Annotated in this window: 13 protein-coding genes and 1 tRNA gene; 8 read left to right on the plus strand and 6 right to left on the minus strand. The window is 62.1% G+C overall.

The window, feature by feature from the left end; all coding sequences use genetic code 11:
- Nucleotides 1–285: 285 nt before the first annotated feature.
- The 5 genes from BLW55_RS12495 to aroA form a co-directional block, all read right to left on the minus strand.
- The gene (locus tag BLW55_RS12495; protein ID WP_143038432.1) at nt 286–591 is read right to left on the minus strand and encodes a hypothetical protein; all 306 of its coding nucleotides are present in this window, start codon (nt 589–591) and stop codon (nt 286–288) included.
- Between the two features lie 205 nt (nt 592–796).
- Nucleotides 797–2,500: a 30S ribosomal protein S1 gene (gene rpsA / locus BLW55_RS12500; protein ID WP_090329022.1), complete on the minus strand. Its 1,704-nt coding sequence runs from the start codon at nt 2,498–2,500 to the stop codon at nt 797–799.
- Between the two features lie 148 nt (nt 2,501–2,648).
- Nucleotides 2,649–3,299, minus strand: coding sequence for a (d)CMP kinase (gene cmk, locus BLW55_RS12505; RefSeq protein ID WP_090329989.1), 651 nt, complete (start codon nt 3,297–3,299; stop codon nt 2,649–2,651).
- A gap of 5 nt (nt 3,300–3,304) precedes the next feature.
- The gene (locus tag BLW55_RS12510; RefSeq protein WP_090329023.1) at nt 3,305–4,009 is read right to left on the minus strand and encodes an SDR family oxidoreductase; all 705 of its coding nucleotides are present in this window, start codon (nt 4,007–4,009) and stop codon (nt 3,305–3,307) included.
- Between the two features lie 29 nt (nt 4,010–4,038).
- Nucleotides 4,039–5,376 carry a 3-phosphoshikimate 1-carboxyvinyltransferase gene (gene aroA, locus BLW55_RS12515; RefSeq protein WP_090329024.1) on the minus strand — a complete coding sequence of 446 codons (1,338 nt, stop codon included), beginning with the start codon at nt 5,374–5,376 and terminating at the stop codon, nt 4,039–4,041.
- 301 nt (nt 5,377–5,677) lie between these two features.
- Here aroA and BLW55_RS12520 point away from each other — a divergent pair, with 301 nt between their 5' ends.
- From BLW55_RS12520 to BLW55_RS12540, 5 genes are all read left to right on the plus strand, one after another.
- On the plus strand, nt 5,678–6,085 hold the full coding sequence (locus BLW55_RS12520; RefSeq protein WP_090329025.1) for a TIGR02300 family protein: 408 nt from the start codon (nt 5,678–5,680) through the stop codon (nt 6,083–6,085).
- Between the two features lie 174 nt (nt 6,086–6,259).
- Nucleotides 6,260–6,335 (plus strand) — tRNA-Ala (locus BLW55_RS12525).
- Between the two features lie 139 nt (nt 6,336–6,474).
- Nucleotides 6,475–7,098, plus strand: a complete 624-nt coding sequence (locus BLW55_RS12530; RefSeq protein WP_090329026.1) for a glutathione S-transferase family protein — start codon at nt 6,475–6,477, stop codon at nt 7,096–7,098.
- Nucleotides 7,099–7,284: 186 nt separating this feature from the next.
- Entirely contained in the window at nt 7,285–7,989 is a 705-nt protein-coding gene (locus BLW55_RS12535; protein ID WP_090329027.1) for a GntR family transcriptional regulator, read from the plus strand.
- A 174-nt stretch (nt 7,990–8,163) separates the two neighbouring features.
- Nucleotides 8,164–9,126: a dihydrodipicolinate synthase family protein gene (locus BLW55_RS12540; protein WP_090329990.1), complete on the plus strand. Its 963-nt coding sequence runs from the start codon at nt 8,164–8,166 to the stop codon at nt 9,124–9,126.
- Between the two features lie 41 nt (nt 9,127–9,167).
- On the opposite strand, the gene BLW55_RS12545 is transcribed toward BLW55_RS12540, so the two are convergent.
- Entirely contained in the window at nt 9,168–10,196 is a 1,029-nt protein-coding gene (locus BLW55_RS12545; protein ID WP_090329028.1) for an Ldh family oxidoreductase, read from the minus strand.
- 146 nt (nt 10,197–10,342) lie between these two features.
- On the opposite strand from BLW55_RS12545, the gene BLW55_RS12550 reads away from it, so the two are divergent.
- The 3 genes from BLW55_RS12550 to BLW55_RS12560 all read left to right on the plus strand — a co-directional run bounded on the left by BLW55_RS12550 (nt 10,343) and on the right by BLW55_RS12560 (nt 13,686).
- On the plus strand, nt 10,343–11,860 hold the full coding sequence (locus BLW55_RS12550) for an aldehyde dehydrogenase (NADP(+)) (protein ID WP_090329029.1): 1,518 nt from the start codon (nt 10,343–10,345) through the stop codon (nt 11,858–11,860).
- A gap of 225 nt (nt 11,861–12,085) precedes the next feature.
- Entirely contained in the window at nt 12,086–13,147 is a 1,062-nt protein-coding gene (gene dctP, locus BLW55_RS12555) for a TRAP transporter substrate-binding protein DctP (RefSeq protein ID WP_090329030.1), read from the plus strand.
- A gap of 17 nt (nt 13,148–13,164) precedes the next feature.
- The gene (locus tag BLW55_RS12560) at nt 13,165–13,686 is read left to right on the plus strand and encodes a TRAP transporter small permease subunit (protein ID WP_007008528.1); all 522 of its coding nucleotides are present in this window, start codon (nt 13,165–13,167) and stop codon (nt 13,684–13,686) included.
- Nucleotide 13,687 lies beyond the last annotated feature (1 nt).

A 13,687-nucleotide genomic window follows, 5' to 3' on the forward strand; every position in this document is an offset into this window, starting at 1 on the left:
CCGGTGCAGCACTTCAGGCAACGCGATTCTGCGCTGATATCTGGCGTTAATTCACTGTCCAATCCTCACAATCAATGAGGATATCAGCGCGACCAGGCCGATGAAGATGTATCTGAACCCGCCGCTAATGTGGTAATTATCCGATATGTATAGCGCCGATATAATGGATATTACGATAAGTATTATCTTGTATGCCATGGGGAATATTCGGGCGTTTTGTAAAAGATATGCATTTTTCATCGTGACGGCTAAAATAAGCAGTCGGATGTGCGCTGAGTAGCCCTGCTAAGGCTGCGGTCCGCCTATAGAGACGCCGGAACCTGGGCCGTATCCACCCATGGGATCAGAGCCGATACTGCCGCCGACATCCTGACCTATCGATGCCGCCGCAGCGCCGAGACCAATCGCGCCGGCAGGCCCGATGCTGGCGCCCAGCGTGGTACCCACCAGGCCGCCGATAGCGGCACCTATATAGCCTCCTGCAGGATTGCCGGAACCGGGTCTTTCGTTGCCCGAGCCTGCTTCATTGCCTGAGCCGCCACCGCCGCCAAAGCTAAAATCCGACGTAAGAGAGGCATCAAAAAATTCCAACGAAATAATCATAAGTCAAAATTCTTTAAACAATAAAGTAAAAGATAGTATTTATTGTTAATTTCTAGCCTGTCAATGATTTTTATTGATTAGTCGAAATAAAAACTTATTTTATATAAAAATATGATTTTGTTTGGTGCATCAAAAAACCCCGCCGGATCGCTCCGGCGGGGTCTTTCATTTTCACCCGATAAAGCCCTGAGGCTTATTCGTCGCCGCCCTTGTTCTTCAGGGCTGCGCCGAGGATGTCGCCGAGGGAGGCGCCGGAGTCGGTGGAACCGAACTGTGCCACGGCTTCCTTCTCTTCCGCGATCTCCAGAGCCTTGATCGAGACGCTGATGCGGCGGGTCTTCTTGTCGAAGACGGTGACGCGGGCGTCCACCTTCTGGCCGACAGAGAAGCGCTCGGGGCGCTGCTCGGCACGGTCGCGCGACAGGTCGGAGCGCTTGATGAAGCTTTCGACGTCGTGATCGACAAGCTGGACCTCGAGGCCGCCGTCTTTCACGCCCGTCACTTCACAGGTCACAACAGCACCCTTGCGCAGTTCGCCGGAAGCGGCCGCTTCGCCGATCGCGTCATGGCCAAGCTGCTTGATGCCGAGCGAGATGCGCTCCTTGTCCACGTCCACGTCGAGAACCTGAGCCTTCACCATGTCACCACGGTTGTACTCCTCGATCACCTGCTCGCCCGGACGGTTCCAGTCGAGGTCGGAGAGGTGAACCATGCCGTCCACATCGCCATCGAGACCGATGAACAGGCCGAACTCGGTCTTGTTCTTGACCTCGCCTTCGACAATGGAGCCGACGGTGTGATTGCGGGCGAATGCCTCCCACGGATTCTCGAGCGTCTGCTTGAGGCCCAGCGAGATGCGGCGCTTCACCGGATCCACTTCCAGCACCACCACTTCGACTTCCTGCGTGGTGGAGAGGATCTTGCCCGGATGAACGTTCTTCTTCGTCCAGGACATTTCCGAAACGTGGATCAGGCCTTCGATGCCCGGCTCCAGCTCCACGAACGCACCGTAGTCGGTGATGTTGGTGACGCGGCCCAGAACCTTCTTGCCAAGCGGGTACTTGCCGCCGATGCCGTCCCACGGATCGGCCTCGAGCTGCTTCATGCCCAGCGAGATGCGGTGGGTTTCCTGGTTGATGCGGATGATCTGCACCTTGACCGTCTGACCGATGTTGAGGATCTCGGTCGGATGGTTGACACGGCGCCATGCCATGTCGGTCACGTGCAGCAGGCCGTCGATGCCGCCCAGGTCCACGAACGCACCGTAATCGGTGATGTTCTTGACCACGCCTTCGACCACCTGACCCTCTTCGAGGTTCTGGACGATCTCGGAGCGCTGCTCGGCGCGGCTCTCTTCGAGAACCGTGCGGCGGGACACGACGATGTTGCCGCGGCGCTTGTCCATCTTGAGGATTTCAAAGGGCTGCGGGGTGTGCATGAGCGGGGTGACGTCGCGGATCGGACGGATGTCGACCTGCGAACGCGGCAGGAAGGCCACGGCGCCGTCCAGATCGACGGTGAAGCCGCCCTTGACCTGGTTGAAGATGAAGCCCTCGACGCGCTCGCCGGCGTTGAACTTCGCTTCCAGCTTGACCCAGCTTTCCTCGCGGCGTGCTTTCTCGCGGCTCAGCATGGCTTCGCCAAGCGCGTTTTCGATACGCTCGACATAGACTTCGACTTCGTCGCCGACCTTGAGATCGGATTCCTTGCCCTTCGCGCCGAATTCCTTGAGCGGCACACGGCCCTCGACCTTGAGGCCGACATCGACGATCGCCATGTCTTTTTCGATGGCGGTGACGAGGCCCTTTACGACGGAGCCTTCGGCGGCGTCGCGTTCGGTGAAGGATTCTGCGAGAAGGCTCGCGAAATCATCGCGAGACGGATTGAGTTCTGACATTGATGCTCCTGAAAAGCCCCTGCGGTTTCAGTCGGGGCAAAGCGCCGGTGGTTCGTGTTGCGTTTGTCGGTCATGCATCCGAGCGGATCGCTCTGGCGCCGCGCGAAGCGGCAGATCCGGCGCAAAGAATGCGTGGCAGACGGTTCTTTCAGTCTTCGTTCCCGGAGATCCGCGTGGCATCCACCAGTCTGCAGGCCGCCAGGAACGCCGTTTCTATATCCATTTCACTCGTATCGAGCAAGTGCGCATCGTCTGCCGGCCTCAACGGACTGTCCGCCCGGCCCATGTCGCGGGCGTCGCGACGCTCGATATCGGCGAGGATTTCCGTGTAGGCGGCGCTGCCGCCACCAGCCTCGATCTCGCGCCAGCGGCGGGTGGCGCGCACCTCGGCGCTTGCAATTACATAGAGCTTCACATCGGCATCGGGGCACACCACCGTGCCGATGTCGCGCCCGTCCAGCACGGCACCGGGCGGGGCGCTCGCAAAGGCGCGCTGCTTGTCCACCAGCGCCCTGCGCACGTTGGGCATGACCGCCACTTTCGAGGCCGCCTCGCCGATGCCGTGTTCGGAAAGCACGGCCCGGTCGAGTGCACCGAGATCGAGCGCGCGGGCGGCCCTTTCGGCAATCGCCTCATCGTCGAGCGGCTGGCCGGCTTCGATCAGCGCCCTGGCGACACCGCGATAGGTGAGCCCGGTGTCGAGGTGGCGCAGGCCGTAATGCGCCGCCAGCCGCCGGGCGAGCGTGCCCTTGCCGGAGGCGGCTGGCCCGTCGATGGCGATGGTGAGTTTGCCGCTCATGCCCGTCATACCGAACGCGTGATGCCGCCATCGATGCGGATGTTCTGCCCGGTGATGTAGCTGGATTTCTCGCCAGCAAGGAAGGCGATGAGCTCGGCAACCTCTTCCACCGTGCCATAGCGGCCCATGGGGATGCGCGAGCGGCGGTCTTCCTTTTCCGGCAGCGAATCGATGAAGCCCGGCAGCACATTGTTCATGCGCAGGCCCTCGGCTGCGTATTTGTCGCAGAAGAGCTTGGTGAAGGCGGCAAGTCCGGCGCGGAACACGCCTGATGTGGGAAAGGCCGCTTCCGGCTCGAAGGTGGCATAGGTGGAGATATTGACGATGGAACCCGACTTCTGCGCCTGCATGACGGGGGTAACGAGTCGCGTCGCCCGCACCGCGTTGAGCAGGTAGAAATCCATGCCGCGGTGCCAGTCCTCGTCGGAGATGTCGAGCACATCGCCTTTCGGCCCATGGCCGGCGCCATTCACCAGCGCGTCGATGCGGCCGAAACGCTCCATCGTCGCGTCGGTGAAGCGCTTGAGATCGTCCGGGGAAAGGTTGGAGCCGGTGAAGCCCAGCCCGCCGAGCTCCTTGCCCAGCGCCTCGCCCTTGCCTGAGGACGACATGACGGCCACCCCATAGCCGATTTCAGCCAGTTTGCGCGCGGCTGCAGCACCCATGCCGCTCCCGCCGCCAATGATCATGGCAACCTTCTGCGCAGTCATTTTTCTCTCTCCCATATCCGATGCGAATGTCAGGCCAGCTTTGCACCCAGCCGCGTCATGAGCGCGGTAAAATCGGGAAAGCTGGTGGCGATCATCGCCTGGTCGTCGATGGTGACGGGTTTCTCGGTCGCAAGGCCCATGACGAGGAAGCTCATGGCAATGCGGTGGTCGAGATGCGTCTGGACCGTGCCGCCGCCAAGCCCCTTGCCGCCAGGGCGGCCCGTGACCCTGAGCGAGGCCTCGCCCTCTTCGCAATCGACACCATTCGCCTTGAGCCCGTCGGCGACAGCCGAAAGCCGGTCGGATTCCTTGACGCGCAGCTCTTCCAGCCCCTGCATCAGCGTGTCGCCCTCGGCAAAGGAGGCCGCCACGGCAAGCACGGGATATTCATCGATCATGGAGGGTGCGCGGTCTTCCGGCACGGTCACGCCCTTGAGTTCGGAACCGCGCACGCGCAGATCCGCCACATCCTCGCCGCCCTCATTGCGGCGGTCGAGAATCTCGATGTCCGCACCCATCTCCATGAGCGTGGTGACGAGCCCGGTGCGCGTCGGGTTCATGAGCATGTTTTCGATCACCACCTCCGAGCCCGGCACGATGAGCGCGGCCACGAGCGGGAAGGCAGCCGAAGACGGGTCGCCGGGAACGGCAATGGTCTGGCCGATGAGTTTCGGCTGGCCCTCGATGCGGATGTGGCGCGCACCGTCGGCGTCGGTCTCCACCTCAAGTGTAGCACCGAAGCCAGCCAGCATCTTTTCGGTGTGGTCGCGCGTGGCAACGGGTTCGATCACCGTGGTCACACCGGCCGTGTTGAGCGCGGCGAGCAGCACTGCCGACTTCACCTGCGCGGACGGCATCGGCACCCGGTAGGAGATGGGCGCTGCGTGTTTCGGCCCGCGCAGCGTAATGGGCAGGCGATCGCCCGGCTCGGCGGAAACCACCTGCAGGCCCATTTCTTTCAAGGGATCGAGCACCCGGCCCATGGGGCGCTTGGAAAGAGACGCATCGCCGATGAAGCGCGTCGTCATGTCGTAGGAGCCGACAAGACCCATGGTCAGCCGTACGCCGGTGCCGGCATTGCCGAAATCGAGCGGCTCTTTGGGTTCGAGCAGGGCGCCGTTGCCGGTGCCGGTGGCGATCCATTCATCGCCGTGCTTCTCGATGGTCGCGCCCATGGCCTTCATGGCTTCGCCTGTGCGCAGCACGTCTTCGCCCTCCAGAAGGCCGGTAATGCGTGTCTCGCCGGCCGCCAGCCCGCCAAACATCAGCGCCCGGTGCGAAATCGACTTGTCGCCGGGCACGCGGGCCCGGCCCGAAAGGGCGTCTGATTTTCTGGCGCTCATGGGGCGCGGCTCGGTCGTATGCATTGTCTGGTCCCTGATGATAGGCGTTCTGCCGGGCGGCAGATTATTCGAGGATTTTGCCTGCTCGCTCTAGCATGATGAGGATAGTCGGTCATCCCCCGGTTGACGGATGGCCCCTGTCGGGGTTGTAAAGAGAGCGGACCTTGGGAGGAGAGGCCTTTCCAGGGTGCGTATTAGGCTTTGACAGGTGCGCGACTTGCCGTTATGGGGACCGAAATTTTCAGTAAGGCAGGAAGCGCTTCCGGTGCCGGCCGCGATGGAGCCGTCGCAGGCTGGGCCGACCGCAAGACGATGAGGCAGCAAGGTGGCTAAACCGGAACTCGGAACAAAACGCATCTGCCCGGAGACGGGCCGCAAATTCTACGACCTGAACAAGGACCCGATCGTTTCGCCCTATACGGGCCAGACCTATCCGCGCAGCTTCTTCGAGGCCGGCGGCGACACCTCCATGGATGAAGAAGACGAAGTGGAGGAAAAAGAGCTGGACGGTGAGGAAGATGCACCGGAGGTCGTCTCGCTCGAAGATGCCGACGATGAGGCATCGTCCAGCGACAAGGCAGAGATCCCGGATCTCGACGGCGATGATGATGATGACGATGATGTCGACCTCGGCGACGATGAGGACGACACGTTCCTCGATGACGACGAAGACGACGATGACGATGATGTGAAGGACTTCATCGGCGTCGGCGACGACGACGACGAGAGCTGATTTTTCAGCGCACGCGGGAAGAATGGCTTCGGCCCCGTGTCAAAAGTGGCGCGGGGTGCAAATCGGGGCTTGATCTTCCCGCCGGGCGGGTTTAGAAGCCGCCCACACGGTTGGCCCGGCGGGCCTTCCGGACCTCTTCGCCGGAGACGGCGACCGGCCATATCGCCGGAGTGTGGGGCCATAGCTCAGTTGGGAGAGCGCTTGAATGGCATTCAAGAGGTCAGGGGTTCGACTCCCCTTGGCTCCACCAGTTTTCCTCTGAAATTCCGACAGATTGACCGCTTCTTGGGCGCGCCCGTCAACGCACCTTGATCCGCAGGGAAAATCAGGCAATCGTGCCGGCGGCATCATGCCGCTTGGGGAGCGCCGGTTGAACTGGATTGGATGTCATGAGTGATCTGATTGTCTGGACGTATGACTGGGTTCCGGAAGGTCCCCGCGGTTTTGTGCGCGACATAAGGCTGAGATGGGCATGCGAGGAGGCCGGATTGGCCTACACCGTTCGCACCGTCCCATTCAAAGATCGCGGACCGGAGCATTTCGCGCAACAGCCCTTCGGTCAGACCCCGTTTCTGAGCGACGGTGATCTCGAACTGTTCGAGAGCGGCGCATGCCTGCTGCATCTGGCCCGGAAAAGCGAAAAGCTGATGCCGCGCGACCCTGCTGGAGAAGCGCAAACCCTACAATGGCTGGTTGCCGCGCTCAATTCGGTCGAAATGGTTTCCGTCCCCTGGTGGTTTCTGGAAGTGAGGGGCGCAGAGCAGAATTATCTGACCGGCTGGTTGGAAAGTCGCCTTGGTCATATGGAAAACGTACTCGCTGAACGGGAATGGCTGGCAGCCGACCGCTTCACGGTCGCCGATCTGCTTATGGCTGATGCCCTGCGCATCACCAGGGTCCGGTCTTTCGGGGAGCGCCCGGCAACGGAAGCCTATGTAAAGCGAATCACGGACCGGCCCGCTTTTAAAAAAGCCCATGCGGACCAGATGGCGCATTTCGCAAAAGCCGATTGAGCAAAGGGGCGAACCGGTCGGATGGTCGGTCGTCGGCGCGGACTGACGCCCGCCGAGCATCTTTCGAGCGGTTTGGCCCCGGCCCGGCCCTGTCCAGTCAAGTTCAGCGGACAGGCTTCGTGCGCACTTGACGATCGCGCCCTTTCATTCCTAACAGTATTTTTCTTGTACACATGAGGATCAGACATGTCCGAAGCCGCCACGCGCAAACCCGCCGAACGCAAGCGCGGTTCCGGCGTTCAGTTCGTCTACAATGTGCTGCGTGACGAAATACTGGACCTCGCGCTGGCGCCGGGCACACCGATCGACGAAATCCAGCTTGCTCAGCGTCTTTCCATGTCGCGCACGCCCATTCGTGAGGCGCTGGTGCGTCTGGCCGGTGAGGGGCTGGTCACGACCCTGCCCAACCGCTCCACCGTGGTCGCCAATATCGACTTTCTGAACCTGCACACATTCTTCGATGCGCTGACGCTGATGTATCGTGTGACGACGCGGCTCGCCGCCCTCAATCATCAGGCGGACGATCTCGTCACCATACGCGCCCGCCAGGCCGAGTTTGCCAAAGCTGTCGCGGAACAGGACGCGCTGGCGATGATCGCCACCAATCGCGAGTTCCACGCGGCCATCGCCGCAGCGGCCCGCAACCCCTATTATGAAAGCCTGTTTTTGCGCCTCCTCGATGAGGGGCGCCGGCTCCTTCGGCTTTATTATTCCTCGTTCAACGATCAATTGCCAAAACGCTACGTTGTCGAGCATGAGGACATGATAGCGGCCATCGAGGCGCGGGATGTGGAAAAGGCCGATGCGCTGGCCAATGAGCACGCCGACCAGATCGTCGAGCAGATTCGCAACATGATTGCCCGCGACCATCGCCAGAAGATCGCGCTTTAGCATCAGAACCCCGGAAAAAACGCTCCGCCCATCCCGATTCATCGAAGTGCCACTGCGCGAAAATTTGTGTCGACAAAAAAAATACAAGTGATATTTTGCAGGCGATCCAAACTGTGAGCGGCCGGCTGCGGATGCATTGCGGCGCATGAGATCAGGCATTTGAAGGAGATCGGCATGACCAACCATATTTTCTCGGGATGCATTCCCGCTCTGATGACCCCCTGCAAGGCGGATCGCAGCCCCGACTTCGACGCGCTGGTGCGCAAGGGCAAGGAATTGATCGATACCGGTATGCGCGCCGTGGTCTATTGCGGATCCATGGGCGACTGGCCGCTGTTGACCGACGCGCAGCGCATGGAAGGCGTTGACCGGCTGGTTGAGGCTGGCGTGCCGGTCATCGTGGGCACGGGAGCGGTGAACACGGCAAGCGCCGTGGCCCATGCGGCGCATGCGGCCGAGGTCGGTGCCGAGGGTCTCATGGTCATCCCGCGCGTCCTGTCGCGCGGCAGCTCGCCGGCCGCGCAGCGGAACCACTTCAAGGCCATTCTTTCGGCTGCGCCCGATCTGCCGGCGGTGATCTACAACAGCCCCTATTACGGGTTTGCCACCCGGGCGGACCTCTTCTTCGCCCTGCGTGCCGAGCATCCCAACCTGGTTGGCTTCAAGGAATTCGGCGGCGCAGCCGATCTGCGCTATGCGGCGGAGAACATCACCAGCGGCGACCCCGACATCAAGCTGATGATCGGTGTCGACACCACGGTCTATCACGGCTTTGTCAACTGCGGCGCCGATGGTGCCATCACCGGCATCGGCAATGTGCTTCCCCGCGAAGTCCTGCATCTCGTCGCGCTGAGCCAGGCCGCTGCGGCCGGCGATGCGGATGCGCGTCAGCGCGCTTCCGAGCTCGATGCAGCGCTTGCAGTGCTCTCCTCCTTCGATGAGGGTGCGGATCTCGTTCTCTACTACAAATACCTGATGGTGCTGAACGGAGACGAGGAATACCGCCTGCACTTCAATGAGACGGATGAACTCTCGGAGAGCCAGCGTGGCTATGCCGAGGCGCAGTACAAATTGTTCCGCGACTGGTACGCGAATTGGAGCAAGCTGCCGGGCGCGGTCTCCAAATACGCAGCCTGACCCTGTGGAAGAGCCCTCCCGGTCCGGGAGGGCTCCTGTGTTTAAACGGCGTCGAGGCCCTTCTCGCGCAGACGCTCGAGCAGCGCCATTTCTTCGGCAGTGAGGCGGATGCCTTCGGCAAGCGCCTTCTCCCGAGCGGCAAACCGGCGCTGCGAGGGGAGGCGTGCTCCCTGGCCGACCATCGCTTCAAACAGGGTCTCGGCGCGCGCCATCGGGTCGCCCGCCCGTCCCTGTGCAAAACGGGCCGGGTCAAAGGCCAGGATCAGTTCGCCATGGGCCGGTGCCAGAGCGGTGGTGCCGAGCGCTTCCAGCGCTTCCGGGCTCGTCAGATCGCCGATCATCACCCCGGCAAGCAGCTCGATCATGGTCGAGATGGCCGATCCCTTGTGCCCGCCAAAGGGCAGCATAGCACCATTGAGCGCGGCTTCCGGGTCCGTCGTGGGTTTTCCGTCCGTGTCGATCGCCCAGCCTTCCGGCAGGGGCTTGCCGGCACGGCGATAAAGCTCGATCTCGCCGCGCGCCGCAACGCTGGTGGCGAAGTCGAACACATAGGGGGTCCTCCCGGGCCGTGGCCACCCAAAGGCGAACGGGTTGGTGCCCAGAAGCGGGCCGCTGCCGCCGGAAGGGGCAACGCTGGCATAGCTCGGGCACATGGCCATGGCGGCAAGCCCATGCGCGGTCAGCGCCTCGATCTCGGGCCAGAGAGCCGAAAAATGCGTACAGTCGTTGATCACCAGGGCCGCGAGCCCGAACTGCCGGGCCTTTTCGGCCAGCACGGGGGCACCCAGTTCGAACGCGGCATTGGCAAAGCCGCCCTTCGCCGCAACGCGCACGATGGCGCTGTCATCGCTGGTCAGTTCAGGCTCGGCATCCGGCACGACCTTGCCGGCCTTGATGGTGCGCAGGCAGCCCTCGACACGGTAGACACCGTGGGATTTGCAGGCGTCGCGCTCTCCCGCCACGATTGCCCGTGTGAGCGCGCCTGCATGGAGCGGCGACAAGCCTCCCTTGCGCATGATCGCCTCGACAATGTGCTCGAGGTCGCCGATGGCCAGCGTGGTCTCGGTCATAAAATATCCTTTCCTCCGGTTGCCGGGTTGCAATCTTGCATACATTTTGTATGCAGATGGCAGCCTATGCAAGATGCTGGAGTCATAACCCAGCGCTTCCTGCCTGCGCCAGATGATCCGAAACTCAAAATTGAAGGAGGGGACCGATGCCCTTCACCCCACACGGAAAGCACCTGATAGCCGGCGAGTGGACCGCTGGCGACGACACATTCGAATCGTCCCCGGCGCATGGTCCGGCGCATCGCTTTGCATTTGGCACCCCTGACCTCGTGAATCGTGCGGTTCAGGCGGCTGAAGCTGCTTTCGAGGCCTATTCGCGTCGCCCGCGTCAGGAGCGGGCCGCGTTTCTTGAGGCCATTGCCGATGAGATTGAAGCCCGTGGCGCCGATATCACCGAGATCGGCACGCAGGAAACCGGGCTCCCCGCCGCGCGTCTCGAAGGAGAGCGTGGCCGCACGTCCGGCCAGCTTCGCCTCTTCGCAGCCCACATTCGCAAGGGGGATTATCTCGACCGCCGCCACGACGAGGCTCTGCCGGATCGCCAGCCCGCGCCGAGGCCTGAACTGGTGATGGTGCAGCGTCCCATTGGCCCGGTTGCCGTTTTCGGCGCATCCAATTTCCCGCTCGCATTTTCGACGGCGGGTGGCGATACCGCCGCCGCGCTGGCGGCTGGCTGCCCGGTCGTGGTGAAAGGGCATGAGGCGCATCCGGGAACCGGTGAGATCGCCGCGGAGGCGATCAGGGCGGCCATCGAGAAATGCGACATGCCGGCTGGCGTGTTCTCGCTCATCCAGGGTGGCGACCGCAGCGTCGGCCAGGCGCTGGTGCAGCACCCGCTGATCAAGGCCGTTGGCTTCACGGGCAGCCTGGCGGGCGGCCGTGCGTTGTTCGACCTGTGTGCGGCACGACCGGAGCCCATCCCCTTTTTCGGAGAGCTGGGATCGGTCAATCCGATGTTTGTTCTTCCGCACGCTCTTGAAGCGCGGGGCGAGGAGATCGGGCGCGGCTGGGCTGCATCCCTGACCATGGGCGCGGGACAGTTCTGCACCAACCCCGGCATTGCGATTGTGATGGATGGCAAGGCAGCCGACCGTTTCGTGGACGCTGCGGCAGACGGGCTGAAGCAGGTGGATGCACAGGTGATGCTGACCGACGGCATCGCAAAGGCGTTCAATGCGGGACGTGATCAGGTTGCGCAAAGCGCTGCGGCGCGCCCGGTGATGGTGGCCGGAGCGGAGGGGCGCAAGGCTTCGCCGGCACTCTTTGAGACCACGGCAGCGGAGTTCCTTGAAAATCCACAATTGCATCATGAGGTCTTTGGTCCGCTCGGCCTGCTGGTGCGTGCCGGTTCTGCCGAAGAGATCGAGGCCATCGCCCGCGCTCTGGAAGGGCAGCTGACCGTGACGCTGCACCTCGGCGAAGGCGACGTCGCTGCGGCCCAGGCGCTTCGCCCCGTTCTTGAGCGCAAGGCGGGACGGCTGCTCGTCAACGGATTCCCGACCGGGGTCGAGGTGGTGGACTCCATGGTCCATGGCGGCCCCTATCCGGCCAGCACCAATTTCGGCGCCACCAGCGTCGGGACGCTGTCCATCAGGCGCTTCCTGCGCCCGGTTTGCTACCAGAACATGCCTGCGGCTCTTCTGCCGGAGGATGCGCTGGGCTGACCCTACGGGACTGTAATTGCAACAATGGTGAGGCGCGGCACACGGCGATGTGTGCCGCGCCTTTCTTGTTTCTGGCAGGGCGGCCCGATCGTTGGGAATGGCGCAAAGCCGCTTAAAAAATTTAATTATTTTTTTTGTCGACATGGAGAATTGGAGATGTATAAATTTTGAGTGCATCCCGGACGGGTTCACCGGGTCTTAAAAAATAACAATGGAGGAGTTGAGATGTTTCTCAGCCTTAAGCGATTGGCCCTGGCCGGGGCCGTGGCGTTTGCGACGTTTGGCGCGCAGGCGCAGGAAGTGACCTGGCGCGTACCGACGTCGGTCCCCGAGGGGTCGCCTTTCTACGTGAATTTTCTCGAGCGTTTTGCCGACAATGTGGGTCTCCTGACCGACGGAGCTGTCGAAATCCAGCCCTTTGGTGCAGGCATTCTGGTGCCAGCGCTGCAGGTCTATGACGGCGTCAAGGACGGCATTGTCGAAGCAGGTCACTCGACTCCGAGCTATCTGGTCAATCAGGATCCGGTGAACGCGATTTTTGCCGGTTTCCCCGGCGGCATGGGTCCCGAAGCCTATTCGACGTGGATTTTTGAAGAAGGCGGCAAGGAAAAGCTCGCCGAAATCCGTGCGGAAGAAGGCCTGAAGTCGCTCGTCGTGGGCATCGGCTCCTCCGAGATCATGGCGCATGCCAACAAGCCGATCAAAAGCGCGGCCGATCTCAAGGGCCTGAAATACCGCACGTCCGGCCCCTGGGCCGAGGTGATGCGCGACTATTTCGACGCGGTGCCGACCGTTGTGCCCCCGGGTGAAATCTACACCCTGTTGGAGCGCAAGGGCGTGGACGCTATCGAATGGGGCCCGCCATCGGGCAATCTGCCGGAGGGTTTCCACGAGGCTGCCCCCTATATCGTCGTGCCGGGCGTCCATCAGCCCACCTTCCTCTGGGAAGTTGTGGTCAAGCAGGAAACCTGGGATGCGCTTGACGAGGCGCTCAGGGCGAAGATCGAAGCAGCCGCCGAGCTGACCACGCTTCAGTCTCTAGTCCACTTCTACGATCAGGACATGAAGGCGATGGAGACGCTTCGCGCCAGCAAGGCCGAGGTGATCGAGCTCGATGCGGCGTTCCAGAAAGAGCTGTCCGATGCGGGCCGCGACTGGATCAAGAAAACCGCCGAAGCCCAGAAGGCCGAGGGCAAGCCCCGCATGGCCGAAATCCTTGAAGGCTACCTCGCCTATGAGGATCGCTGGGCCGAACAGAGCGGCTACCTGATCCGCAACGAAAAGTAAGCCGGCGGGAGGCGATCTTGAAACGTGCTCTCCTCGCGGTCGCGGATCGAATTTCGGCAAGTCTGAACATCGTCGCGCAGGCGATGGTGCTGATCCTGATCGCCTCCATGCTCTACGAAGTGGTGGCGCGCTATGTCTTCGGCGCGCCCACACTCTGGGCCTTCGACATCGCCTATATGAGCACCGGTGTGCTCTTCGTTCTGGGCGCGGCGCAGGCCCTGCGTGAAGACGCTCATGTGCGCATTGACTTCCTCTCGTCGCGGATGCCCAAACGGGTGCGTGGCGCGATCGATGGCCTGGCCTTTCTTGTCGTCCTTTTCCCGGTTTTCGTGTGGCTTGCATCCATCGCCGGCCAGCGCGCGTGGCGCGCCTGGATGACGGGCGAGGTAGAGCATGTCAGCCCGTGGGCGCCATTGATGTGGCCCTTCTACAGCGCGCTGGCGATCGGGCTTTCCGCGCTGGCTCTCCAGCTTTTCGCCGAAGGGCTGCGGGCTCTCACCGACCCGCGCGACGACGACAGCTTCAAGATCGAGACCTGAC

The organism is Nitratireductor aquibiodomus (genome assembly GCF_900105565.1).
GTDB lineage: Bacteria > Pseudomonadota > Alphaproteobacteria > Rhizobiales > Rhizobiaceae > Nitratireductor > Nitratireductor aquibiodomus.